The 23214-nt window shown below is 55.9% G+C and carries 25 protein-coding genes; 9 read left to right on the forward strand and 16 right to left on the reverse strand.

Annotated elements, in window-relative coordinates:
* Window positions 1–4 precede the first annotated feature (4 nt).
* The 11 genes from VSS37_RS04750 to trxB form a co-directional block, all read right to left on the reverse strand.
* A complete protein-coding gene (locus VSS37_RS04750) occupies window positions 5–991 on the reverse strand; it encodes an NADH-quinone oxidoreductase subunit B family protein (protein ID WP_324693557.1) in 987 nt (328 codons plus the stop codon).
* Window positions 988–2331: a PAS domain-containing sensor histidine kinase gene (locus VSS37_RS04755; protein WP_324693558.1), complete on the reverse strand. Its 1344-nt coding sequence runs from the start codon at window positions 2329–2331 to the stop codon at window positions 988–990. Before VSS37_RS04755 ends, VSS37_RS04750 begins: the two co-directional genes overlap by 4 nt.
* A 35-nt stretch (window positions 2332–2366) precedes the next feature.
* A complete protein-coding gene (locus VSS37_RS04760) occupies window positions 2367–2789 on the reverse strand; it encodes a type II toxin-antitoxin system VapC family toxin (RefSeq protein WP_324693559.1) in 423 nt (140 codons plus the stop codon).
* On the reverse strand, window positions 2786–3034 hold the full coding sequence (locus VSS37_RS04765; RefSeq protein ID WP_324693560.1) for a hypothetical protein: 249 nt from the start codon (window positions 3032–3034) through the stop codon (window positions 2786–2788). Before VSS37_RS04765 ends, VSS37_RS04760 begins: the two co-directional genes overlap by 4 nt.
* 45 nt (window positions 3035–3079) lie before the next feature.
* A complete protein-coding gene (locus VSS37_RS04770) occupies window positions 3080–4537 on the reverse strand; it encodes a sigma-54-dependent transcriptional regulator (RefSeq protein WP_324693561.1) in 1458 nt (485 codons plus the stop codon).
* A gap of 9 nt (window positions 4538–4546) precedes the next feature.
* Window positions 4547–5476: a hydrogenase nickel incorporation protein HypB gene (gene hypB, locus VSS37_RS04775; RefSeq protein ID WP_324693562.1), complete on the reverse strand. Its 930-nt coding sequence runs from the start codon at window positions 5474–5476 to the stop codon at window positions 4547–4549.
* A complete protein-coding gene (gene hypA / locus VSS37_RS04780) occupies window positions 5476–5817 on the reverse strand; it encodes a hydrogenase maturation nickel metallochaperone HypA (RefSeq protein WP_324693563.1) in 342 nt (113 codons plus the stop codon). Before hypA ends, hypB begins: the two co-directional genes overlap by 1 nt.
* Window positions 5810–6901: a nickel-dependent hydrogenase large subunit gene (locus VSS37_RS04785; protein WP_324693564.1), complete on the reverse strand. Its 1092-nt coding sequence runs from the start codon at window positions 6899–6901 to the stop codon at window positions 5810–5812. The genes hypA and VSS37_RS04785 overlap by 8 nt, the downstream gene beginning before the upstream one ends.
* A 94-nt stretch (window positions 6902–6995) precedes the next feature.
* The gene (locus tag VSS37_RS04790; RefSeq protein WP_324693565.1) at window positions 6996–7652 is read right to left on the reverse strand and encodes a YceH family protein; all 657 of its coding nucleotides are present in this window, start codon (window positions 7650–7652) and stop codon (window positions 6996–6998) included.
* Window positions 7653–7677: 25 nt separating this feature from the next.
* On the reverse strand, window positions 7678–8430 hold the full coding sequence (gene aat, locus VSS37_RS04795) for a leucyl/phenylalanyl-tRNA--protein transferase (RefSeq protein WP_324693566.1): 753 nt from the start codon (window positions 8428–8430) through the stop codon (window positions 7678–7680).
* An 11-nt stretch (window positions 8431–8441) separates the two neighbouring features.
* A complete protein-coding gene (gene trxB / locus VSS37_RS04800) occupies window positions 8442–9404 on the reverse strand; it encodes a thioredoxin-disulfide reductase (protein ID WP_324693567.1) in 963 nt (320 codons plus the stop codon).
* A gap of 145 nt (window positions 9405–9549) precedes the next feature.
* On the opposite strand from trxB, the gene VSS37_RS04805 reads away from it, so the two are divergent.
* Genes VSS37_RS04805 through VSS37_RS04815 form a run of 3 tightly spaced genes read left to right on the forward strand, consistent with a single transcriptional unit; the run spans window position 9550 to window position 14021 of the window.
* Window positions 9550–12066, forward strand: a complete 2517-nt coding sequence (locus VSS37_RS04805) for a DNA translocase FtsK (RefSeq protein ID WP_324693568.1) — start codon at window positions 9550–9552, stop codon at window positions 12064–12066.
* Between the two features lie 22 nt (window positions 12067–12088).
* Entirely contained in the window at window positions 12089–12724 is a 636-nt protein-coding gene (gene lolA / locus VSS37_RS04810; RefSeq protein ID WP_324693569.1) for an outer membrane lipoprotein periplasmic chaperone LolA, read from the forward strand.
* 4 nt (window positions 12725–12728) lie between these two features.
* Complete coding sequence (locus tag VSS37_RS04815) at window positions 12729–14021, forward strand: replication-associated recombination protein A (RefSeq protein ID WP_324693649.1); 1293 nt, start codon at window positions 12729–12731, stop codon at window positions 14019–14021.
* 12 nt (window positions 14022–14033) lie between these two features.
* Here VSS37_RS04815 and VSS37_RS04820 read toward each other — a convergent pair whose 3' ends face one another.
* The gene (locus tag VSS37_RS04820; protein ID WP_324693570.1) at window positions 14034–14690 is read right to left on the reverse strand and encodes an arginine N-succinyltransferase; all 657 of its coding nucleotides are present in this window, start codon (window positions 14688–14690) and stop codon (window positions 14034–14036) included.
* Window positions 14691–14821: 131 nt separating this feature from the next.
* Here VSS37_RS04820 and thiL point away from each other — a divergent pair, with 131 nt between their 5' ends.
* The 3 genes from thiL to VSS37_RS04835 all read left to right on the forward strand — a co-directional run bounded on the left by thiL (window position 14822) and on the right by VSS37_RS04835 (window position 17235).
* The gene (gene thiL / locus VSS37_RS04825) at window positions 14822–15769 is read left to right on the forward strand and encodes a thiamine-phosphate kinase (RefSeq protein ID WP_324693571.1); all 948 of its coding nucleotides are present in this window, start codon (window positions 14822–14824) and stop codon (window positions 15767–15769) included.
* An 89-nt stretch (window positions 15770–15858) separates the two neighbouring features.
* Window positions 15859–16407 carry an SPOR domain-containing protein gene (locus VSS37_RS04830; protein WP_324693572.1) on the forward strand — a complete coding sequence of 183 codons (549 nt, stop codon included), beginning with the start codon at window positions 15859–15861 and terminating at the stop codon, window positions 16405–16407.
* A gap of 147 nt (window positions 16408–16554) precedes the next feature.
* Window positions 16555–17235, forward strand: coding sequence for a DUF4124 domain-containing protein (locus VSS37_RS04835; protein WP_324693573.1), 681 nt, complete (start codon window positions 16555–16557; stop codon window positions 17233–17235).
* Here VSS37_RS04835 and argB read toward each other — a convergent pair.
* Complete coding sequence (gene argB, locus VSS37_RS04840; protein ID WP_324693574.1) at window positions 17156–18040, reverse strand: acetylglutamate kinase; 885 nt, start codon at window positions 18038–18040, stop codon at window positions 17156–17158. The genes VSS37_RS04835 and argB overlap by 80 nt on opposite strands.
* A 147-nt stretch (window positions 18041–18187) precedes the next feature.
* Here argB and VSS37_RS04845 point away from each other — a divergent pair, with 147 nt between their 5' ends.
* Entirely contained in the window at window positions 18188–19369 is a 1182-nt protein-coding gene (locus tag VSS37_RS04845; RefSeq protein WP_324693576.1) for an acetyl-CoA C-acyltransferase family protein, read from the forward strand.
* A 64-nt stretch (window positions 19370–19433) separates the two neighbouring features.
* On the opposite strand, the gene VSS37_RS04850 is transcribed toward VSS37_RS04845, so the two are convergent.
* The 3 genes from VSS37_RS04850 to coaBC all read right to left on the reverse strand — a co-directional run bounded on the left by VSS37_RS04850 (window position 19434) and on the right by coaBC (window position 21509).
* Complete coding sequence (locus VSS37_RS04850; protein WP_324693577.1) at window positions 19434–19754, reverse strand: DUF3144 domain-containing protein; 321 nt, start codon at window positions 19752–19754, stop codon at window positions 19434–19436.
* Window positions 19755–19843: 89 nt separating this feature from the next.
* A complete protein-coding gene (gene dut / locus VSS37_RS04855; protein WP_324693578.1) occupies window positions 19844–20299 on the reverse strand; it encodes a dUTP diphosphatase in 456 nt (151 codons plus the stop codon).
* Window positions 20286–21509, reverse strand: coding sequence for a bifunctional phosphopantothenoylcysteine decarboxylase/phosphopantothenate--cysteine ligase CoaBC (gene coaBC / locus VSS37_RS04860; protein ID WP_324693579.1), 1224 nt, complete (start codon window positions 21507–21509; stop codon window positions 20286–20288). The genes dut and coaBC overlap by 14 nt, the downstream gene beginning before the upstream one ends.
* A 41-nt stretch (window positions 21510–21550) precedes the next feature.
* Here coaBC and radC point away from each other — a divergent pair, with 41 nt between their 5' ends.
* Both radC and VSS37_RS04870 read left to right on the forward strand, forming a co-directional pair.
* Window positions 21551–22222, forward strand: a complete 672-nt coding sequence (gene radC, locus VSS37_RS04865) for a RadC family protein (RefSeq protein ID WP_324693580.1) — start codon at window positions 21551–21553, stop codon at window positions 22220–22222.
* Window positions 22223–22301: 79 nt separating this feature from the next.
* Window positions 22302–23021, forward strand: coding sequence for a hypothetical protein (locus VSS37_RS04870; RefSeq protein WP_324693582.1), 720 nt, complete (start codon window positions 22302–22304; stop codon window positions 23019–23021).
* Window positions 23022–23214 lie beyond the last annotated feature (193 nt).

Consider the following 23214-nt stretch of genomic DNA (forward strand, 5'->3'; position numbering starts at 1 on the left):
ACCATTACGTTTTTTTCATACCCGGTTGCACCACAATATGATCCGACTGTGAGTTTTCCCTCACCCGCTTGGGTGTCGCCGCTTTCGACAGCGATGCCAGCGCCACGAACCACGCTTTCGGCATATCGGTCGGCAGGCCAATCGGAATCCCGGCAATATTCGGCGTATGCAGGAACGGATGCCCCGGCTCCTCAAACTCCGGTGCGGTGCAATTGATGCAGGCGTAACCAGCACGGGTGCAGGAACCTTGCCCGTTCCACAAGCGCAGATTGCAGTCAGCATGCGCCTGTGTGCCGAGGCAGCCCAAATGCTCCATCATGCAGCCGAGATCGGAAGGCTTTTCCGCGCTGGCCTTGTACTCGTAATACTCATTGCGCGAACAACCGTGATGCGCCAGATGATCGCTGTAGAAACGCGGGCGGGCAAAATGATCGAGCTCATCCACCTGCATACCCTGCATCGCCCACAGCAGCAAGGTTTCCGCCACCCAACCCGGATGCGTGGGGCAACCGGCGACATTGATCACCGGCAACCCGGCACGGCTACGGTAATCTGCCCCCAAGGCTCCACCCGGCAGATGTCCGTCGTATTGCAGACCACAAGCATCGGTCGGATTATTGCCCGCCGCCGTCATGCCACCAAAAGCCGCGCACGTACCAATCGCCAGCGTGTATTGTGCCTGAGCTGCCAACCGTTGCACCCAATGCAGCATGGCAGTATCAGTTCCCGCCAGCTTGTGGAATGCACCGGTGCCATTGGGGCCGCGCAGGATCGAGCCTTCCACGCACAAGATCTCCAGCGCTTGTTCACCTGCCGCCAATTGTTCCAACAAGGAAATCACTTCCGCGCCGCTGGCTTCGCTCAAGGAAGGGTGCCACAGGAATTCAATTCCGGCAGTCGCCAACGTATCCAACACATTGGGGTTTTCCGCGCACAACAGTGACATGGTGCAACCACCGCAGCCGCCGGATTGTAGCCAAAGTATTTTCAAGCCCCACCTCCCGGACTCTTGGGAAGCCGCAAGGTAAACTCTGCCCCACCGTCCGCATGATTGCGCACCAGCAACTTGCCGCCATGATTGGCCGCAATCCCGTAGCTGATCGACAAGCCCAGCCCAGTTCCCTGCCCAATGGGCTTGGTGGTGAAAAACGGGTCGAATACCCGCACCAGATTCTGCGGCGCAATCCCTGGCCCATTGTCATGCAGACTGAGTTCCACTTCGTCAGCGGTTTGTGCTACCGAGATCGACAGGCGCGGCTTGGTTGTCTGCTGCATTGCATCCAGCGCGTTTTGCACCAGATTGATAATGACCTGCTGGATTTGCCCCGGAATGCCTTCCACCAGCAAAACCTCAGGCAAATCGCCGTAGACAATATCGACTTCCAGACGGCTGCCTTTCACCACCCAGCGCACCGAAGTTTCCAGCGTATGCAGCAAATCGAAACGCACCATCTTGTCGGTCTGGCCGGAGGAAAAACTGCGCAGGTCACGCACGATGTCGCTAACCCGTTCCGCGCCTTCCAGAGTGCCACCGACCAGGGAATCCAGATCCTGCAACAGGTGATCGATGCGCAACTTTGCACGCATCGCCTGACACTCTTCCTCCGGCTGCCCGCTGTGAATGCATTCCAGATAATCACGAATACGCGTGCTATAACGTTGCATCGCATGCATATTGGCGTAGACGAAACTGATCGGGTTATTGAGCTCGTGCGCCACCCCAGCCACCAGCCGCCCGAGTGCAGCCATTTTTTCGGAGTTGACCAGTTGCTGCTGGGTGCGTTGCAATTCCTGATGCGCCTGATGCAAAGCATCAAATGCCTTGCGCAATTCACCGACCGGTCGGCCTATCAACACCATGCCTTCGATACGCCCGCGCATGTCGATACGTGAAGTGCAGTTCATTGCCAACGGGACTGGTTCGTGGATGCCTTTCAGGGTGATTTCGCAATCATGGATGGCGCTTTCACGAATCTTCTGCTGGAAACCATCCACCAGCGGGCGGCATTCATCCGTGAACAGCGTCTGGAACGGTTGGTTGAGCAGCTCGGCGGAGGTTTTGCCTACAATCTGCTCCAGCGCGGCATTGACCCGTTGGACGCGTCCGTGGAAATCGCACACGATCAGCACATCGGTCATCGCGACTTCAATGCTGGTGATGAATTGCTGGGCCTCTTCGAGTTCAGTGTTCTTGCGTTCGAGTTCGACCTGGTGATGCAACAGGTCGGTGTAGGTCTCATCCATCTTCTGGATGACCTCGATCCATGCCTGCTCCTGTGGCGCAGAGAGGCTAAGATTGCTGTCATCGTTAATGGAAACAGATGATTTCACAGTAGCGATCCTATAACCGATGGCAATGGCTTCCCTTAACTAGAAAACCAGTTTTCAAGACGAAGGTCGGAAAAATATTCAAAATCAGAGATATTGCGCGTTACCAAGGTAAGTCCGTGAGAATGGGCGATGGCAGCAATCATCCCATCAACAAATGCAGGCGTTTTTCCCATATTGGTTAACCGGGTACGTTCCTCTGCATGCCAGATGGCCGCCGCCTGCGTATAGGCCAGTACGGGTAAACCGGAGTAGAGTAAATCCTGAAAATAATGCTCCAGTTGGGAACGCTTGTGCGAAAGAGGCAAACGCTGGCATCCAAACAGCAACTCGTGCCAGACAATGCTTGCGGTTGCGATACTTTTGTAGTGTTGTTGTAATTTATGCATTACCTGTTCGTCAGGCTTCAACTTGGTTGGCTCTGACAAAACATTAGTGTCCAGCAGGTAAACCAGACTCAAAATACCACCTCACGCCCCGTTGAACGGTCACGTACATTGGCAAAGAGGTCTTCCTCTTCAGAAAAATCCTCAGGCTTCATGTGCTGACGAAACCGCTGGATAGCCTGCCAAATACCATTTTCCTGATTGGCCGGTTCTACTTCCCGCACTGAGATTTCAATCACTTTTCCGGCAAACAGCAGTTTGAGGGATTCCAGAAAATTTTCATTCAAGTCAGCCGGATTGAGTTTATATAGGGTATACATGGCTGATTCTCCTATCGTGCTGATCAGAAATGATCATAGCAATGTTCATTCCGCAATCCCATAACGATCCAGTTTATTCCTCAGACCCACCCGCGACAAACCCAGCTCTTCCGCCGCGCGGCTCTTGTTGCCGTGATGACGGCTGATCGCAGCACGGATGATGTGTGTTTCCAGCAGTTCGACCTGATCCTTGAGGGTTCCAGCCAGATTGTGCAAAGGCGGCGCGAAACTGTCCTGCTTGGGGTGAAAACCATTGTGCTGCATCACACCGCTGATATGCGGGCTGAGTGTGGCGGCATCCAGCAAGCGCCCCTGCGCCATCACCAGCATGCGCTGCACTTCGTTATGCAGCTCGCGCACATTGCCGGGCCAATCGTAAGCTTGTAATGCCTGCAAGGCGTCAATGCCGAAACCTTCCACCGTCTTGCCCATGCGGTGGCTGTGCTGTTGCAGCAACCAATTGGCCAGCGTGGGAATGTCCATGCGGCGTTCACGCAGCGGCAATAGATCAATAGTCATGCCTGCCAACCGGTAATACAGATCTTCGCGAAAACGGCCTGCCTGCACCTCTTCAAACAAATGACGGTTGGTCGCAGTGATTACGCGCACATTGACGTGGCGGCGCTGGCTACTGCCAACAGGGCGGAAACTGCCGTCCTGCAAGACACGCAGTAATTTGACCTGAAAAGCGGCGCTGGTTTCACCGATTTCATCCAGAAAAATGGTGCCCTCATGTGCTTGCTCGAACAGGCCGGAGTGATCGGCAATCGCACCGGTGAAGGCGCCGCGTTTGTGGCCGAACAGTTCGCTTTCCAGCAAATCATCCGGCAGTGCGCCGCAGTTTTCGATAATGAAAGGCTTGTCGGCGCGGCGGCTGTTGTAGTGCAAGGCGCGGGCAAACAACTCCTTGCCGGTGCCGGATTCACCCGTTAACAGCACTGACACATCATGCGGCGCGACCTTTTCCACTAGTTGCAGAGCGTGGTTGAGTGGGCTATCCGGGGCGCGGATGATATTGTCAGTGCGGAAGCTTTGCTGCAAACGTTGACGCTGATGGCGGGTATGTTCCTGTAACGTATGCGTGCTGGCCCGAAGTTCCAGCGACAGCAATTCGTTTTCACGCTGAAGCTGATGCAGGTGGATGGCATTACGCACAGTCAGCAGCAGATTGTCCGGGTGCCAGGGCTTGGAAATGTACTGGTAGATACCCGCCGCATTCACCCCCTGAATGATGTCTTCCGCGTCGGTATAGCCGGAGATGATCATGCGCACGATCTCGGGGTAATCACGACGCACACGGGTGAGGAATTCCACTCCGGTCATTTCCGGCATACGCTGGTCGGCGAGAATCACTTGCACCGGCTCATGTTCCAGCAAAGCCAACGCGGTAGCGGCGCTGTAAGCCATGTGTACGTCGAACTCTTCGCTGAGTATCCGCGCCATGCTTTCGACGGAACGGATTTCGTCATCTACCAGCAGGACAGCGGGCCGGGGCGTGCTCATACGCGCTTGCTACGCGGAAAGTGAACTGCGCAAGGCCTGCATCCTGGCTTCCAGCGCCTGCATTTGCTGCTCGACAATACCTTTGCGTTGCTGTTGCAACCAAGCCAACCAGCCATCCATACCTTCGCCACTGGTGGCGGAAACGTGCAGGATTTGGATGTTCGGATTCACCCGGCGTGCGTATTCCTCACACTTAACGACATCGAATTTCAGATACGGCAGCAAATCAACCTTGTTGAGAATCATCAGGTCAGCAGCGTGGAACATGTCGGGGTATTTGATCGGCTTGTCTTCGCCCTCGGTGACGGAGAGGATCGCGACCTTGTGTGCTTCGCCCAAATCGAAGGCTGCCGGACACACCAGATTGCCCACGTTTTCGATGAACAGGATACCGCCATCTTCCAGGGACAATGATTCCAGTGCATGGCCGACCATGTGCGCATCCAGATGGCAGCCTTTACCTGTGTTGATTTGCAAAGCAGGTACGCCGGTTTCGCGGATACGATCGGCGTCATTACTGGTTTGCTGGTCACCTTCCACCACCGCCATCGGCAGCTTGCCCTGCAAACGGGTCAGGGTTTCAGTCAGCAGCGTGGTTTTGCCGGAGCCGGGGCTTGAAACAAGGTTGAGCGCAAGAATGGCATGTTGCGCAAAATACTGGCGGTTGTGCGCAGCGTATTGGTTGTTTTTGCCGAGAATGTCCTGCTCGATCTGCACCATGCGTGCTTGCGACATGCCCGGCGCATGGGCGCGGGCGGCACCTTGCCCGTAATCATGCGTATGTCCATCGTGGTGGTGATCATGGCCGTGTTCGTGTGGATGTGCGAGGTCATGATCATGATGGTGATGATGTTGCCCTTGAATCGCTGCGTGGGTGTGGGGTTGAACCTGACCTTCGATTTTCAGCTCACCTTCACCGCAGCCGCATACCGTACACATTACTCTACCTCCAGTTCCTTGATCCGCATTTCTTCCCCGCGCGTGACCTGCAACTGATAACTGCCGCAGTGGGGGCAGGCATCGTAGCGCTGCTTCACTGTCACGGTTTGCGCGCAATTCAGACACCACGCTTCGGCGGGGACTTCGATAATTTCCAGTGTAGCGCCATCCGCCAAGGTATTGCGCACCACTACGTCAAAACAGAAGCGCATCGCTTCGACTTCCACCCCGGACATGGCGCCGATTTCCAGCCACACAGTTTTGACCTTGTGGAACTGCTGGCGGCGGGATTCGTCTTCCAACACTTGCAGCACGCCTTCGCACAGGGACATTTCATGCATCGGGGATAATCTCCAGTTGATAGTCCACACACGGGTCGAGGGCGGTGATCAGTGTGCGGGCTTGGGCGCGCAACTCTTCTTCCGTCCGCGCAAACAGGCTGTTCAACATGTGATGCAGTGAACCGTGCGGGTGAAAGTTCCATTCGGTCGGCGCCACAATCTGGTAGGTCTGGATCAAGCCGTTTTGCTGGGTGACCCGGTGAACCAGCAAGCCCCGGGCTGTGTGTAAAATGGCGATTCCTTTGCCCGCCGTCCCCTTCGGTCCGGCATCTTCCAAACAGGCCAGCGTATCCAGGACACGCGCCATCAAGCGCGTCATCAGGCCGCTGCCGTAACGTTCACGCCATACGCGCAAGGCTGGGTTTTCCCATTGCCGGGTCAGGCTGGAGGTTTCACAGGGGAGGCCGCCAACATCTGGTTCGGCGCAGAAACATTCCGCCCCTGTTGAGGTCAGTTTTTCCTCCCACCAGCGGATGGCGAATTCTGGCAGGGGACGCAAGGCGATCTTGCCAACCGGCTCCCAATCGTAACGGCACAACCTGGACATCAGGTTGCCGATTTTGCCGCGAATGGAAAGTTTCTTTGCATCCCCACGGGCGCAGTAATCCAGCCAGCGTTGTATTGGCAACCCCAGCAGTCGGCTTTCACACCATTGGCGGATTTCATCGGCCACCGCCTCAGGCGTTTCCGTGCGCAGCAGTTCGCGCTTGAGCTTGAACAGGGATTGCAATTCTGTGGCGGCCATCGGTTCACACCCCAGGACGGCGGGCCAGTCTTGGCAAAGGCGTAACAGGTGCTCAAACAGGGTCTCAGTCCTGACCTGAAAAGCGCGTTGTAGCTCAGTTGCAGGGGAGGGCACTTGTCCTGACGCCTGTTCGCAAGCGCGGGCGGAGGCGACCTCCTGCGCGGTTCCGCACAGGGTGAACAACATGCCCACCAGTTCGGGGGCAGCCGCCACCGGTTTTCCAGTAAAGAAATGGGGGGTGAGGCGCAAGCGGCTGGAGCGGATATTCACCGCTGTCACTTTCCCTTGCCGCCAGTGCAGGCGGATATGCAGTTGTCCTGTCAGCTGTTCTGGGGTCATGGAAACCTTGTTGCCACCGGGAAATGTATTGCTTACTGTAGCAAGCTTTAGGCCATGAGTTAAAGGGCGTGTCGCCGCTGCCCGGCTTGCCGCTTCAACGCAACAGGTTTTCCAGGGCGCTCAGACGTTGTTCCAGTTCGGCAATACGGGCTTCCAGCTGGGCGCAGCAATCCTGCTGGCGGTTGGTGCTGGCTGGCGGCGTAGCCGGATGGGAGATCGGCTCTTCCTGCAAATCTTCCAGCTTTTCCTCGCCCAAGGTGTGGAAATAGCGGTCTTCACGGCGGCCTGAGCCTGCGGGCAGGCGGATGGCCAGCGGGTTTTCGGCGCTGATCCAGGCGTCGAGGATGCCCTGGATTTCATCCGTGCTGCTGAAATCCGCCATACGTTCGGTGCGGGTCTTGATTTCGTTGAGGGTTTGCGGGCGGCGCAGCAGCAGGACTGCAAGCACGGCCTGCTGTTTGGGGTTCAGGTTGAGGCGGCGGCTGACCTTGTGCTCCACCCGCTGGGCGCGCTCGCTGTTCTGGATGATGGCCCAGCCGTCTTCCACCAGGGTTTTGGCGAGATGGCCGACCTTGCCTTCGTTCAGGTTCATGATCGGTTCGCGGCTGCTTTTCTGGTTGCAGGCCTGCATCAGGGCGTTGAGGGTCAGCGGGTAGTTGTTGGGCGTGGTGAGATGTTTTTCCAGCAGGCAGCCGAGGATACGGATTTCTTCGGCACTGAATGGCGGTTTCTGCACGTCTTCGTCATACATGGTTTAGCCCTTGTCGTTGCTTGGTTTATGTCGTTTGGCCGGGGTTCCAGTGTGAAAGGTTGGCGGTCGGGTCTGTCTCCCAGCGTGGCGGCGGGGGCAGGTGCAGGTTGGCCTGCAAAATGCGGATGTAGGCGGCGCGGGAAATGTTTTCCGCGCCCATGCTCAACAGGTGCGGGTTTTCGATCTGGCAGTCGATCAGCTTGAAACCCCAATGCTGCACATGCCAGGCCAGCGCCACCATGGCGATTTTGGACGTGTCCGGCTCGCGGCTGAACATGGATTCGCCGCTGAAGACGCCGCCGGTCGCCACGCCGTACAGGCCGCCGACCAATTCGCCTGCCGGATTCCACACCTCCACCGAATGGGCGACGTCCGCCGCATGCAACCGGCAGTAGGCGGTGTGCATTTCGTGGGTGATCCAGGTCTCAGCGGTGTAGGCGCGCGGCGCGGCGCAGGCGTCAACCACTTCGGCGAAGCAGGTGTCGAAGGTGATGCGGTAACCTTTGTTGCGCAGTGATTTGCGCAGGCTGCGGGTGATGCGGATCTTATGCGGAAACAGCACCGTGCGCGGGTCAGGAGTCCACCAGTAGATCGGCTCACGGGGGCCGAACCAGGGGAACACGCCCACCCGGTAAGCATTTTGCAGGCGCTTCATGCTCAGATCCCCACCCACCGCCAGCAGGCCGTTGGGTTCCTCCCACGCCAGTTCAACCGGCGGAAACGGCTCATCCGGCCAGTCGGCGTTCAATAGCGTCAAACTGAGGGATCGTGGTAACAAACAGCGCCCCGTTATTTGGCTTTGGCCAGTTGGTCGAGGTATTTTTCAGCGTCCAGCGCCGCCATGCAGCCGGTTCCCGCTGAGGTGATCGCCTGCCGGTAAACATGATCCATCACATCGCCAGCGGCGAAGATGCCCTCCACGCTGGTCTGGGTGGCGTTGCCGTTGGAGCCGCCTTGCACCTTGAGGTAACCGCCCTCCATTTCCAGCTGGCCGCTAAACAGGTCGGTGTTCGGCTTATGGCCGATGGCGACAAACACGCCCATCAGCGGAATATCTTGGGTTTCGCCAGTCTGGACGTGTTTGACACGCATGCCGGTGACGCCGGTGTTGTCACCCAGCACTTCATCCAGCACATGGTTCCACATCAGTTTGACCTTGCCTTCTGCGGCTTTTTCGAACAGGTGTTTTTGCAGGATTTTTTCCGAACGCAATTCATCGCGACGGTGCACCAGCACCACTTCGGCGGCGATATTGGCCAGATACAAGGCTTCTTCCACGGCAGTGTTGCCGCCACCGATCACTGCGACTTTTTGGTTGCGGTAGAAAAAACCGTCGCAAGTGGCGCAGGCGGAGACGCCTTTGCCCTTGAACTTCTCTTCGGACTCCAACCCCAAATACATGGCGGACGCGCCAGTGGAAATAATCAACGCATCGCAGGTGTAAACCCCGCTGTCGCCGTTCAGCGTAAATGGACGGCTTTGCAGATCCACACTATTTATGTGGTCGAAAATGATTTCGGTGTCGAAACGTTCCGCGTGTTTTTGCATGCGTTCCATCAGCTGCGGCCCCATCACGCCTGCATCATCGCCCGGCCAATTGTCCACTTCGGTTGTGGTCATCAGTTGGCCGCCCTGTTGCAGGCCCGTGATCAGCACCGGGTTGAGGTTGGCGCGGGCGGCATAGACCGCAGCGGTGTAACCTGCTGGGCCAGAGCCAAGGATGAGTAAGCGGCAATGTTTCGTCGTGTTCATGTATAATTCTCCTTACGTCACGGGGAAGCGTAGCGCCCCGCTCATTCCGAATCGGGTAATGCTATGTGACATGCAGGGCCGGGTAAAGTAGTAATCGGAAAAACAGTCTTTATAATATCGGGATTAAACAGACAGGGATATTGGTTTGGCTAAGGTTATTCTCAATCAGAAAAAGCGCCTGGGTTTGCAACAGGCCAGCGTCATCATCTTTCTTGGCATTGCTGCGGTCATCATGCTGGCGCTGCTTTCCTACAGCGAGCTTGATCCGGGCCCGTTCCACACCAACAGCGACCCTATCGGGCGTTGTGCAAATATGGCGGGCTGCAAAGGCGCTTGGTTGGCGGATTTTCTGATCGGCCTGCTGGGCTATCTGGCGTACCTGCTGCCGATCGTGTTGGTGGTGATGGGGCTGACGGCGTTCCGGATGGGGCCTTACATGAAAAACCCCAATAACCCGGTGGGCGGCATCAATGACGTGATCACCAGCGTTGGGGCATTGTTCACCCTGCTGTCAGGGGCAGGGTTGGCGCACCTGTTGTTTGAGCCATACCCGCATGGCATTGGCGGCGGCATGTTGGGGCAAACAGTCGGCAATTTCTTTACCCGCACCTTCCTGGGGTATTTCGGCTCGGTGGTGTTTTTGCTTTCCCTGTTTCTTGGCAGCATTACGGTGGTGGGGGATATTTCCTGGGCGCAAGTGACGGAGAAGGTTGGCGATTGGATGCTGAAACTGTTCGACAAGTTGCAGGCCACGCAGGGCAATAGCGGTCAAGAGCCAGTGGCGGAAGGGAAGTCGGGTGGGGTTTTCGGGCGCTTTTCGGATGTCCTCAACCGGGGTTTGCAAGGTGGTGGCGGGGCGTTGGGCAAGGCGGGTGAATGGGTGAACAAAACCGTCGGGGAACGGCTGACGGATAAGACGCCGGAGCCAGAATTGGGCAGGGGCATCGACCTGACTGATTTGCATGCACCAAACCGCCAGGAGCCACGATTGGATTTGCCAGATTTTTCTGCCATGCATCAGGACAGGCAGGAAGCATCCGCAAAAACCAGCGCTTCAGCTGACAGCAACGAGCGGACGGGTGATGTTGCGGAGGCGACGGGGGTTCGTGACCTTGCCAAGGAGCTGCGCCCCAAAGCGGGCAAGAAAGGTAGTCACTTGCGCTTGCTGCCGCCTCTGAGCATGCTGAATCCGCCGCCACGGGAACGTGCCACCCAGTCCAAGGAGCGCCTCAACGAACTGGCGGACAAGCTGGTGGAGGCGCTGGGGCATTATGGCGTCCCTGATGTCAAGGTGGTCGCGCGCGACCCAGGCCCTGTCATCACCCGGTTTGAGCTGGAACTGCCGGATGGCACCAAGGCTTCCAAGATTTCCGGGCTTGCCTCCGATCTGGCGCGCAACATGTGCGTGGCCAGCGTGCGGGTGGTGGAGGTGATTCCAGGGCGGCCTACTATCGGCATCGAAATCCCCAACGACCGCAGGGATGTGGTGACCATCAGCGAAATGCTGGCGGCTCCGGTTTACAAGAAAAGCCATTCCCCGCTGACGTTGGTGCTGGGCAAGGACATTGCAGGCAACCCGGTGGTCGCCGACCTCGGGCGGATGCCGCACCTGTTGGTGGCGGGCACCACCGGCTCCGGCAAGTCAGTGTTCGTCAACGCCGTGTTGATGAGCCTGCTGTACAAAGCCACGCCGGAAGACGTGCGCATGATCATGATTGACCCGAAAATGCTGGAATTGAGCAGTTACGAGGATATTCCGCACCTGCTCGCGCCGGTCGTGACCGACATGAAGCACGCCGCCAACGCCTTGCGCTGGTGCGTGGCGGAAATGGAGCGGCGCTACCTGCTGATGTCCAAGCTGAAAGTGCGCAATATCGCCGGTTTCAATGAAAAAATCCGTGAGGCGCAGGAGCGCGGCGATGTGATCATGGACCCGCTGTTCGACCCGCTGACGGCGGTGGATGGCCATCCGCAACCGCTTAAGCCGCTGCCTTACATTGTGGTGATCGTGGATGAGTTCGCCGACATGATGATGGTGGTCGGCAAGAAGGTGGAGGAATTGATTGCCCGGCTGGCGCAGAAGGCGCGTGCTTCCGGCATCCACCTGATTTTGGCGACCCAACGTCCGTCGGTGGATGTCATCACTGGCCTGATCAAGGCCAATATTCCAACCCGGATTGCTTTCCAGGTTTCCACCAAGATAGACTCGCGCACCATTCTTGATCAGGGCGGGGCGGAGCAGTTGCTCGGTTATGGCGATATGTTGTACATGCCGCCCGGCACCTCCCTGCCGTTAAGGGTGCATGGTGCGTTGGTGACAGACCGCGAAGTCGAGGATGTGGCCAACCACCTGAGGGAACATGGGGAACCTGACTACATTGATGAGGTCTTAGCGGATACAACGTCTCCATCCGACGCCATACCGGGGCTGGAGCCGTTGGCTGAACGGGAAGGCGAGTCAGACCCGCTGTTTGATGAAGCAGTGGCAGTCGTCACCGAATCCCGGCGCGCATCGATCTCTTATCTGCAACGTCGCCTCAAGGTTGGCTATAACCGGGCGGCACGGATGATAGAAGACATGGAAAGCGCAGGCGTGGTCAGCCCGGTGTTGAGCAATGGCACGCGTGAGGTGCTGGCGTCGCCCCCGCCTGCGCGCGATTGAAACAGGATTCAGAGGATAATTGATGAAAACAATGTTTGCGAAAACGCTGGCGGTCATGTTGGCGGCTGGTTTGATGGCCAGTTCCGCATGGGCGGGCGGGCGTGAAAACCTGAGTAATTTTTTCACCCAGGTTGACACCATGCAAGCGGCTTTCAGCCAGCAAGTGCTGGATGATAAAGGGGCGTTGCGCCAGTCCTCCAGCGGCAACGTGTACCTGTCGCGGCCCGGCAAGTTCCGTTGGGAATACGCCGCACCCGACAAGCACGAAATCGTCGCTGATGGCAAAAATGTGTGGGTGTACGATGTGGAGCTTGACCAAGTGACGGTCAAACCGATGGACAAGGCGCTGTCTTCCGCCCCGGTCGCCATGCTGTTGCAGAAGCAGCCGGTCGAAAAGCAATTCGACGTGCAGGACATGGAAGCGGATAACAGCACGCTGGAATGGTTCCGCCTGACGCCCAAAAAGCAGGATTCCGATTTCACCACCATGGATTTGGGCGTCAGCAGCAATGGGATTGAGGAAATGATCCTGGGCGACAAATTTGGCCAGCAGACCTATATCAAGTTCCAGGGCATGCGCACCAACGTCAATCTCGACGGCAAGCTCTTCAGCTTCACCCCGCCCAAGGGTGTGGATGTGGTTGGGAAACCTTCCTGAGCGGATGGGGCAGGATTTTACCCCGCTGGCTGAACGGATGCGCCCGGCAAACCTGAATGAGTATGCCGGGCAAGCCCACCTGCTGGCGCCCGGCAAACCGCTGCGGCGCGCCATCGAAGAGTCCCGCCCGCATTCAATGTTGTTCTGGGGGCCGCCCGGAACCGGCAAGACCACGCTGGCGCGGTTGATTACCCATTACTGGAGCGCTGAATTCATCACGCTGTCGGCGGTGTTGGCAGGGGTGAAGGAAATCCGTGCCGCTGTCGAAGTCGCCCGTCAGAACCGTGGGCAATTTGGACGCAAGACCGTACTGTTCGTGGATGAAGTCCACCGTTTCAACAAGGCGCAGCAGGATGCGTTTTTGCCGCATATCGAGGACGGCACGCTGCTGTTCATTGGCGCGACCACCGAAAACCCTTCGTTTGAACTGAACAATGCCTTGTTGTCGCGGGTGCGCACTTATGTGCTGCGTCCATTGGCGCAGGCGGACATCAAGGCGGTATTGCAACGCGCTTTGCAGGATGCGGACAAGGGCTTGGGGGAAATGCGCCTACAGGCAGGTGATGCAGCGCTGGACACATTGGCGGCAGCGGCTGACGGCGATGCGCGGCGGGCGCTCAACTGGCTGGAGATCGCTGCGGATCTGGCGGAAGAAACGCCAAGCGGTCTGCAAATTACGGAAACTACGGTCAAGGAAGTGGCAACGGAATCCTTGCGCCGCTTTGACAAAGGCGGCGACCTGTTTTACGAACAGATTTCTGCCTTGCATAAGTCGGTGCGCGGCACGGATCCGGATGCGGCGTTGTACTGGCTGTGCCGGATGTTGGATGGCGGCTGCGATCCACTGTACATTGCCCGCCGGGTGGTGCGGATGGCCAGCGAGGACATCGGCAACGCCGATCCGCGCGGATTGCAGCTTGCCCTGAATGCATGGGACGCCTACGAGCGGCTGGGCAGCCCGGAAGGCGAACTGATGATTGCGCAGGCGGTGGTGTATCTGGCCTGTGCGCCCAAAAGCAACGCGGTTTATGTCGCTTACGGGCAGGCGCTGGCGGATGCGCGCCAATCCGGTTCGTTGGACGTGCCGATGCATTTGCGCAATGCGCCCACCCAATTGATGAAGGCGCTGGATTTTGGCAAGGGCTACCGCTATGCGCATGATGAACAGGGCGCGTATGCGGCGGGGGAGACATATTTCCCGGAAGCACTGAAAGGACGGCGCTACTACGAGCCGGTGGAGCGGGGGCTGGAGTTGAAAATTCGGGAAAAACTTGCCAAGTTGCACAGCGGCCAATAGTAATGCTTGGCGTTATTCTTTTAGCTTGATGAGCAAATGGCCTTCTTCCACATGGATGTCTTCCACACCATCTGCAAACGATTTCCAAAAGCCTTCATTGCCGCCAAATTCGTTGACCATATCAACATTCTTCAAGTTGCCGAGCCAAGCATTAGGCAGTGGGACTCCCCATACGCTGACACCTTTGAGTTTCACCACCGGACGGCCATTGGCGTAGGCAAGCTCCAAACCCGTGTTGACTTTCAGGGTTTTGCCGCCAATAAAGGGGAAGTCAGGGTCGAGCGGGAGCAGGATTTTGGCGCTGGCGAGATTCTCCGACAAGTCGATGACAGCCTTTTCCCCCAGCTCGGTGTTTTTCGCCAATAATGCGTTCAATTCTTTTTCGCTGAGGGATATTTCACGTTTTGCATTTGCCTCGTTATAAGGTTCCGGGGTTAAATCTTCGGGTTGTTGCGGGTTTGAGCCAATGAGATCGGGCAAGCCAATTTGCTGGAGTTTATGCTCCAGCGTGGTTTCTTCCTGTTGATTGAGTTTTACCGGCGTGAAGGGCTTGGGAAAAAGGAAATACTGCGCCACCCATAATGTGACGCTTACAGAAAGAAAAACAGTCAGCAGAATTAGCCCCGCGACATGTAAACACCCTATTTTATGTTCTGAGTTTGTGTCCATTTATGCTCCAGCAAAAATATACGACCATCCTGGGCCTTAGTCCTCGCATAGTAAGCATTTAGCATAATTTATCTGGCTGGGTTTGCAAAAATCTGCCAGAGTTTAAAAATTGACGATTAACGGGCGCTAGTATGTCGGAATTTGATCTAATCCGCGAACACTTTTTTTGGCGAAACATACCAGATTCCGTGCGTATCAGCGTGGGGGATGACGCGGCGGTTTTGCGTATGTCTCCAGGGCGGGAGTTGGCTGTTTCGGTTGACACTTTTAATGCTGGAATTCATTTCCCACTGGATACGCCGCCGCATGCGGTTGGCTATAAAGCCTTGGCGGTCAACCTGAGTGATCTTGCCGCAATGGGGGCTGAACCGGCTTGGTTTACCTTGGCACTTTCCATGCCGTCGGCTGACCGGGAATGGGTGCGCGAATTTACCCAGGGCATGCAGGAGTTGGCGGAACAGCACAATATTTTCCTGATCGGTGGTGACACTACACGGGGGCCATTAAGCATCACCATCCAGGTAATGGGTTGGGCGGAGCCGGGCAGGGCGCTGTTGCGCAGTGGGGCGCAGGATGGCGACCTGGTTTGCGTTTCCGGCACGCTGGGTGATGCTGCGGCAGGGTTGGCGGTTGTGCAGCAACGTTTGCAATTGTCGGCGGAAGCGGCGGAATTTTGCATCCGGCGGCTAAATTATCCGTCGCCACGCTTGCAATTGGCGGAATATCTAAGGGGCAGGGCGACAGCTTGCATGGATATTTCCGATGGTTTGCTGGCTGATCTTGGTCATATTTTACAAGCGTCAGGCGTCGGCGCACACCTTTATCATGCCTTGGTTCCGCTTTCCCCTGCATTGGGGCAGCTGACCCTTGTGCAAAGACTAGACTTCGCGTTGCGGGGAGGGGATGATTACGAGCTATTATTTACTCTGCCAGAACTTCATTTAAGCGAGGTGCAGGATTTTGCGCAGAGGCTGGGCAATCGTGTGACAGTTCTCGGGGAAATTGACGCCGATCAAGCAGGGCTTTCAGTAGATTACGCTTTTCATGATAAACGGAGCGGTTATGAGCATTTTTCTTGAGCATGGCATCTTGTTTGGGAACCTTTGCAAATATACGATTGTCTACCGAAACAACAATCACATTAGGGCTTAAATATATGGAAAACAGAATGAAAATAGGGGCTGCCGCTTTAACTCTGGCAGCGATGGTTTCTGGTTGTGCTCCTGTTCCGGGAACCACTCCGCAAGCCGGGGCGACAGGCGATTACAATTCATATGGGACTACGGCCTCAAACAACTATGGTTACGGTTCGACGGGAACCAATACCAACGCCTCTTATTACGATTATGGTTCTGGCGGCAGTACAGCGGGGGGTGGGACGCCTTCTTATGATTATTCTTCCGGGAACAGCAGCAGTTACGGCACGGGTGGTTCCACCTCTTCTGGTTCCACTTATTATGACTACACTGCGTCTGCGGGCGGGTCGGCTTCCAATTCGGCGGGTGGGTCATATGCAGTGCAGGTAGTTGCCAGCCCTAATCGGGGCACGGCTGACGCCATGGCAAGCCAGATGCAGTCTATGGGTTTCAATGCGGTGGTTGATCAGGTTGGCGGCTATTATAAGGTGCGCGTGCCGTTCAGCAGTGAAAGTGAGGCCAAAGCCAATTTGGGACGTATCCGTTCCAGTATCCCAGACGCTTTTTATACCGTCCGTTAATCGCCATTCATCTCCACAATGCCCCCTTTAAAAGGGGGCATTGAACATTCATATAACGTTTGCTTCCGTTCCTCCGTTTGCTTCAGGACTTTCCAGTCAATAGCTGGTAAAAATATCCATATATAAAATGTATGGAATTTATTACATATGTTTGTCACCAAAGTGTTGCCTTATCTTCCACTGCTGTTTTGGGTGTTGTTTGCGGTTCCTGCGCAAGCCGGTTTGTATCGCTGGGTGGATGAACAGGGTGAAGTTCACTATTCGGATGTAGTCCCGCAAAGCGCAACCAAGCAGGAACGTAGTGAACTCAATGAGCAAGGAATGACCATCAAGACCTTTCCGGCGGCACCGACAGCGGAGGAAATCGCTGCGCGCGAGCGTCAGGAAACGATGGCCAAATTACGTAATGCCATGGATAACAAACAGCAGGAGCAGGATAACTACTTGCTGGCGAATTATGCTGATGTGACGGAACTGGATGCTGTTTTCAACAGTAAGCTGGATGTTCTAGGTAAGAACACCCGTTCGATAACAGAGCGCCGTGACACGCTGGCCAGCCGTGTGGATGCAGTCAAGGCGCAAGCGGCCAAGCTGGATAGCGTGGATGAACGTGACACGCTACAGGCGTATGTCCACGAAGCAGAGCAAACACTGGCCAGTTATGATTATGCCATTCAGGAAAATCAGACCGAACAGGATCGTCTGCGCCAGCACTACGAAAAAGACCGCGCCCGCTTGAGCGTCTTACTTAGCGGGTCACCATCGTCCCAACACCCTGATCCGTCAAAAGCTCCAGCAACACTGCGTGTGGCACTCGACCGTCAATGATGCTGGCGTTGTTTGCTCCGCCAGCAATGGCGTCCATCGCGCAAGCCAGTTTGGGCAACATACCGCCTTGGATGGTGCCATCCTCGACTAATTTCTGAATATCTTGCTGGCTGAGTTTTTCGATCAGGCAACCCTGCTTATCCAAGACACCGGGCGTATTGGTCAGTAATAGCAGGCGTTCGGCGTTCAGCACTTCCGCCATCTTGCCCGCCACGATATCGGCGTTGATATTGTAACTGGTGCCATCCCGTCCTACCCCGATCGGGGCAATAACCGGAATGAAACGGTCTTCTTCCAGCATCCGCACCACGCTGGCATCAATTTCAGTGACTTCGCCGACATGGCCGAGGTCGATGATTTCGGAAGGTTGGTTTCCGGTGGCCTTGCGCTCCAGCACCATCTTCTTGGCGATGATCATATTGCCATCCTTACCGGTCAGGCCGATGGCGCGCCCACCCGCTTGGTTGATCATGTTTACAATCTGCTTGTTGACAAGTCCGCCCAGCACCATTTGCACCACATCCATGGTTTCAGCATCGGTCACGCGCATGCCGTCAATGAAATAACTTTCCTTGCCAATCTGCTTCAGGAGATTGCCGATTTGCGGGCCGCCGCCGTGGACAACGACCGGATTGATGCCCACCTGTTTCAGCAACACGATGTCACTGGCGAAGCTTTTTTGCAGGGCAGGGTCAGTCATGGCGTTGCCGCCGTATTTGACCACAAGGGTTTTGCCAGAGTATTTCTGAATATAAGGGAGCGCCTCCATCAGTATGGCGGCGGTATCACTGGGTTTGTTGCTCATGGGCTCAAGTTTTGTTGGTTTGCAAGGGCAGAAATTATAGCCTAAATATGTGGGCATTTTGCTTTCAGTTTAACAGCCAAATATCCTTCTTTTGTTGTATGCTCAGAAGTGCGCGTAGAGGAACCACGAATTGGAGGAGAAATCATAATGAGTAGAGACGTTGTTGTCCTGAGTGCTGTCCGTTCCGCCATTGGCGCGTTTGGCGGTTCGCTGGCGGAGATGGAGTCCAGTGAACTGGGTGGTCTTGTAATGAAGGAAGCTGTCAGCCGTTCAGGCGTTGATCCGCAGGCGATCAGCTATGTCACAGTCGGCAATTGCATTCCGACAGATTCCCGCTATGCCTATGTTTCACGGGTGGCCTCCATCCAGGCGGGGTTGCCGATGGAATCCATAGCCATGCAGCTCAACCGCTTGTGTTCATCCGGTTTGCAAGCCATTGTCACCACGGCCCAGAACATCATGCTGGGCGACGCTGATTACGGCATCGGCGGTGGGGTGGAGGTCATGTCCAAAGGCACTTACATGATGCCTGCCCTGCGTAGCGGTGCCCGTATGGGTGACACCAGCGCCATTGATAGCATGGTGGCTGTCCTGACTGACCCGTTTGGTGCTGGGCACATGGGCATAACGGCTGAGAATCTGGCTACCAAATGGAATATCAGCCGGGAAGAGCAGGATGCTTTTGCCCTGGAATCCCAGCGGCGGGCAGCGGTTGCGATTGCGGAAGGCCGTTTCAAGTCACAGATTGTCCCAATCGTGAAAAAAACCCGCAAGGGTGATGTGGTGTTCGATACTGATGAACACCCGCGTGCGAACACAACCATGGAAACCTTGGCTAAAATGCGTCCGGCTTTCAAGAAGGATGGGACAGTCACTGCGGGGAATGCCTCCGGCATTAATGATGGCGCGGCTTTCTTTGTGCTGGCCGCAGGGGATGTTGCTGAGAAAGCAGGCTATAAACCAATGGCGCGTCTGGTGTCGTATGCAGTGGCAGGCGTGCCGAATGACCTGATGGGCGAAGGGCCTATCCCGTCGTCAAAACTGGCTTTGAAAAAGGCTGGCATGACACTGGATCAGATGGATGTCATTGAGTCCAATGAAGCGTTTGCGGCACAGGCGCTGGCTGTCGCCAAAGGGCTGGATCTGGATATGTCCCGCACCAACCCGAATGGTGGGGCAATTGCGTTGGGTCATCCGGTTGGCTGTTCTGGCGCATTCATCGCCACCAAGGCATTGTATGAGTTGGAACGCATCAATGGACGTTATGCGCTGGTGACCATGTGTATTGGCGGCGGCCAAGGCATTGCGACCATCTTCGAACGTCTGTAATTTACTGCCCCATAACCCACCTTACCAGCTTGTCTGGTAAGGTGGGTTATCTGCGTCCCGTACTCTATTGGCCAGATTCATCAGGCTTGATGTAGTTCTTATAGTTCTCCTTGAAATCGCGCAGGTTGTCGCCAAGCATATGGCGGAACTGCTTGCTGAGATATTCCATGGCTTCGTCCATGTCAGCAATATATTCCTTGCGGTCAACGGATGACGAAGCGACCACAAAAGCATTGAAGCGGGCGGCGGCGTAAAGCATGGCGGCACCGATTTTGCCGGGTTCGCTGTTTTCCAGCCCGTTGTTGGCCTGTTCTATGAATTGTTCAGCCAAATCCCAGAATTCTTGGTCATTGTCTTGCGGGCTGACGTCTTTTTTCTTACTCATTCGGCAAATCCTTGGGGTGAGGGGTACAAGGTTAAAACAGCAACATTTCCATAGTCACAGGATAGGTATAGGCATCGTCATGGCGCAACTCAATGGCGTCCGGAATGGCCGAAGCCGCCCTCACCGCGCTGGGAAGACCCGAAATCCTCCACCTGTTGCAGCGCAACCTGCACCACCGGCACAAACACCAGTTGGGCGATACGCTCGCCGGGCTGGATGGTGAATGGGTCTTGACCTCGGTTCCAGCAGGAAATGAACAACTGCCCCTGGTAATCGGAGTCAATCAGCCCCACCAAATTGCCTAACACAATACCATGTTTATGGCCAAGCCCGGAGCGGGGCAGGATAACGGCCGCCAGGCCAGGGTCGCCGATATGGATGGCGAGGCCAGTGGGAACCAAGTGGGTATCGCCGGGCAACAGGGTGACGGCTTCATCCAGGCAGGCGCGCAAATCCATGCCAGCGGAGCCGTTGGTGGCGTATGCAGGCAAGGGAAATTCGTCGCCGATGCGCGGGTCGAGAATCCTGTATTCAATCGTGGCCATCAGGGTGTTTTTTCCGTTTGTGGTATTGCTCCGCCACCAGCTCCATCAAGGCTTCCGCCAGTTGCTGTTTGTCCATTTCCGGCAAGGAGCGGTGGCCGTCCTTCCACACGACCTCCAACGCATTGGTGGGTTGGTCGAAGGCTTTGCCGTCAGCAACGGAATTGGCGGCAATCATATCGATTCCTTTGCGCTCCAATTTGCTGCGGGCGTATTCCATCAGGTTGTGGGTTTCCGCCGCAAAACCAACGGTAAACAGGTGTGGGTATTCTTGCGTAATGGTGGCCAGAATATCCGTTGTGCGTTTCATTTCAAGATGCAGTGTGTCGGCGTTTTTCTTGATCTTGTGGTTGGCGACAGCGACCGGGGTGTAGTCGGCAACGGCAGCGGTCGCAATAAACAAGTCAGTCTGCCGAGCCTGTTCACAGGTCGCCTTGAGCATGTCGGCGGCGGATTCGGTGATAATACGTTGCACGCCTGGGGGACAGTCCAACGACACGTGACCCGACACCAGCATCACCTTTGCGCCCATCTTTGCTGCCGCCTGCGCGACCGCGTAGCCCATTTTGCCAGAACTGCGGTTAGTGAGAAACCGTACCGGGTCGATGGCTTCACGGGTAGGCCCGGCAGTCACCAGCACACGCACTCCCTGAAACAAGGTGCTGACAGCGCAGCATCCTTCCAGCGCGCGCACCAGCTCGGCAGGTTCCAGCATCCGGCCTGGGCCAGTGTCGCCGCATGCCTGCTCGCCTTCGGCTGGGCCGAAAACATACACGCCACGCTCCTTCAGGGTGCGGATATTGTGCTGGGTAGCGGGATTTTTCCACATTTGTTGGTTTGCCGCTGGCGCTACGGCAAGCGGGGCTTTTGACGCCAGGCAAATGGTGGTCAGCAGCTCATCCGCCAGTCCCCAAGCCAGTTTCGCCAACGTATTGGCCGTCGCTGGCGCAATCAGGATGTAATCCGCCCAGCGCGCCAGCTCAATGTGCCCCATGCCCATCTCGGCTTCAGGATCAAGCAATTCGGTATGCACCGGATTCCCCGACAGCGCTTGCATGGTCAGCGGTGTGATGAATTGCTGCGCGGATTTTGTCATACAGACGCGCACGTTTGCGCCTTGCTTGATGAGCAAGCGCACCAGCTCGGCGGATTTATAGGCTGCGATGCCGCCACTTATCCCTAAAAGAATGTTTTTGCCAGGGAGGAATGACATAAGATTTGCCCTCTGACCCAATGAATAAAAAAGCATGAACTATGGCAATCACTGACTGGCCGGTTGATGAACGTCCACGCGAAAAATTGTTGTCACGCGGCGCTCAAGCCCTGTCTGACGCCGAACTGCTGGCTATTTTCCTGCGTGTAGGCGTGCGCGGGAAAACCGCCGTCGATCTCGCACGCGAGTTGCTGCAAGGCTTTGGTAGTTTACGACAATTGTTTGATGCAGACGCACAAAATTTTTGTGCAGTGCAAGGTATGGGTGAAGCCAAGTACGTCCAGCTTCAGGCGGTGCTGGAAATGTCGCGCCGTTATCTGGCGGAAAAAATGCAGCGGGGTGACCCTTTGTCTGATCCGGATACCGTGCGTTTCTACCTGACCTCCCGGTTGCGCGACTACCGTTTCGAGGTGTTTTCCTGCCTGTTTCTGGATAACCGCCACCGGGTGATCCAGTATGAGGAGCTGTTCCGTGGCACCATTGACGGAGCCAGTGTCCACCCGCGCGAAGTGGTGCGGCGGGCTTTGCATCACAATGCGGCGGCGGTCATTTTTGCACATAACCACCCTTCCGGGGTGGCGGAGCCTAGCCAGGCGGATGAGCGCATTACCCGGAAATTGCAGGATGCCCTGCGCCTGATTGATGTCAGGGTGCTGGATCATTTTGTGGTAGGGGATCATGTGGTGTCCTTTGCTGAAAGGGGCTTGCTGTAATGGATGAGCAAAAATGACGGACGTGCTACCATGCGTGAATATCGCCAATAATTTTTCTCACCACCAAAAGGACTTAGCCGTGATTACAGCGGAACAGGAAAAACAGGTCAGCGGAACCATGGAGCTGCTGAGCGCTTATATCGCCAAACCACCCTGGGAAGAATGGATGGTGGAGGTCTTTTCCGACGCCATTGCCTATGCCGCCGAAATGCTGGAGCTGTCAGGCGATGAAGTGCTGGACTATCTTGAAGAAGAACCCCAAGGACAGATGGCGCATTCCCACGTATTTGAGCACTTCGTAACCACCGAAACCAATGAGGATGGTGAAAGTGCATTGCAGGAGTTCATGCGCGCACGGGTGCAGCAGGAGGAGCAGTCTTTTGCCTGCCAATATTTGGAGGCGCTTAACCAGTCAAAACTGGGGCTGTGGGAAGTGGTGGGCAAGGCCGGAAAATTTGTGGACGTGCGTCAAATGGGGGCAGAGGAACCTGTTGTGGTGAGGGTGGCTCTGGATGCGGGCAAAATTCCAGCCAATATCTGCATTGCTTCACGCGTGCTGACCTTGCCGGGTGATAACCATGTGTTCAGTTTTGGCATGCTGCCGGTTGAACACAGTGAAGCTGAAGACATTCTGGCCTATCTCAAGCAGGTGCGTGGCGAGATGCAGGAAGCCGCCAAAAGCGGGGAAGGGCAGGAGTATGATGCGGACGATATTGAGGCGGCCATTGGAGAAGAGTTGGAGGATCTGTTATTCCATGAAACGCTGACCGCCTGGATCGGGCAAGGTTTTGATAGCTAAAGGCATGCAACAGAAAAGAAAAAGGGCCGCCGCAATGGCAGCCCCTGAACAGCTTTTTTACTTCTCTATTTTAAGATAAGTTTTAATGGTTACGTTGTCACAACGTTGAAAAAGTGCTTGTATTTCCTCCTAGCTGTGCGTCTATGCGCGTTCTCCAGTACAAGCACGCGGGGATTATAGGGGAATTGGCGCT

The sequence above is a fragment of the Candidatus Thiothrix phosphatis genome (assembly GCF_035668035.1).
GTDB lineage: Bacteria > Pseudomonadota > Gammaproteobacteria > Thiotrichales > Thiotrichaceae > Thiothrix > Thiothrix phosphatis.

Excerpts from the sequence above, each read along its gene's own strand:
- VSS37_RS04765 (WP_324693560.1), bottom strand. The coding sequence starts at position 3,034 with ATGTATACCCTATATAAACTCAATCCGGCTGACTTGAATGAAAATTTT.
- VSS37_RS04770 (WP_324693561.1), bottom strand. The coding sequence starts at position 4,537 with ATGAGCACGCCCCGGCCCGCTGTCCTGCTGGTAGATGACGAAATCCGT.
- hypB (WP_324693562.1), bottom strand. The coding sequence starts at position 5,476 with ATGTGTACGGTATGCGGCTGCGGTGAAGGTGAGCTGAAAATCGAAGGT.
- hypA (WP_324693563.1), bottom strand. The coding sequence starts at position 5,817 with ATGCATGAAATGTCCCTGTGCGAAGGCGTGCTGCAAGTGTTGGAAGAC.
- VSS37_RS04785 (WP_324693564.1), bottom strand. The coding sequence starts at position 6,901 with ATGACCCCAGAACAGCTGACAGGACAACTGCATATCCGCCTGCACTGG.
- VSS37_RS04790 (WP_324693565.1), bottom strand. The coding sequence starts at position 7,652 with ATGTATGACGAAGACGTGCAGAAACCGCCATTCAGTGCCGAAGAAATC.
- trxB (WP_324693567.1), bottom strand. The coding sequence starts at position 9,404 with ATGAACACGACGAAACATTGCCGCTTACTCATCCTTGGCTCTGGCCCA.
- lolA (WP_324693569.1), top strand. The coding sequence starts at position 12,089 with ATGAAAACAATGTTTGCGAAAACGCTGGCGGTCATGTTGGCGGCTGGT.
- VSS37_RS04815 (WP_324693649.1), top strand. The coding sequence starts at position 12,729 with ATGGGGCAGGATTTTACCCCGCTGGCTGAACGGATGCGCCCGGCAAAC.
- VSS37_RS04820 (WP_324693570.1), bottom strand. The coding sequence starts at position 14,690 with ATGGACACAAACTCAGAACATAAAATAGGGTGTTTACATGTCGCGGGG.
- thiL (WP_324693571.1), top strand. The coding sequence starts at position 14,822 with ATGTCGGAATTTGATCTAATCCGCGAACACTTTTTTTGGCGAAACATA.
- VSS37_RS04830 (WP_324693572.1), top strand. The coding sequence starts at position 15,859 with ATGAAAATAGGGGCTGCCGCTTTAACTCTGGCAGCGATGGTTTCTGGT.
- VSS37_RS04835 (WP_324693573.1), top strand. The coding sequence starts at position 16,555 with ATGTTTGTCACCAAAGTGTTGCCTTATCTTCCACTGCTGTTTTGGGTG.
- argB (WP_324693574.1), bottom strand. The coding sequence starts at position 18,040 with ATGAGCAACAAACCCAGTGATACCGCCGCCATACTGATGGAGGCGCTC.
- VSS37_RS04845 (WP_324693576.1), top strand. The coding sequence starts at position 18,188 with ATGAGTAGAGACGTTGTTGTCCTGAGTGCTGTCCGTTCCGCCATTGGC.
- VSS37_RS04850 (WP_324693577.1), bottom strand. The coding sequence starts at position 19,754 with ATGAGTAAGAAAAAAGACGTCAGCCCGCAAGACAATGACCAAGAATTC.
- dut (WP_324693578.1), bottom strand. The coding sequence starts at position 20,299 with ATGGCCACGATTGAATACAGGATTCTCGACCCGCGCATCGGCGACGAA.
- coaBC (WP_324693579.1), bottom strand. The coding sequence starts at position 21,509 with ATGTCATTCCTCCCTGGCAAAAACATTCTTTTAGGGATAAGTGGCGGC.
- radC (WP_324693580.1), top strand. The coding sequence starts at position 21,551 with ATGGCAATCACTGACTGGCCGGTTGATGAACGTCCACGCGAAAAATTG.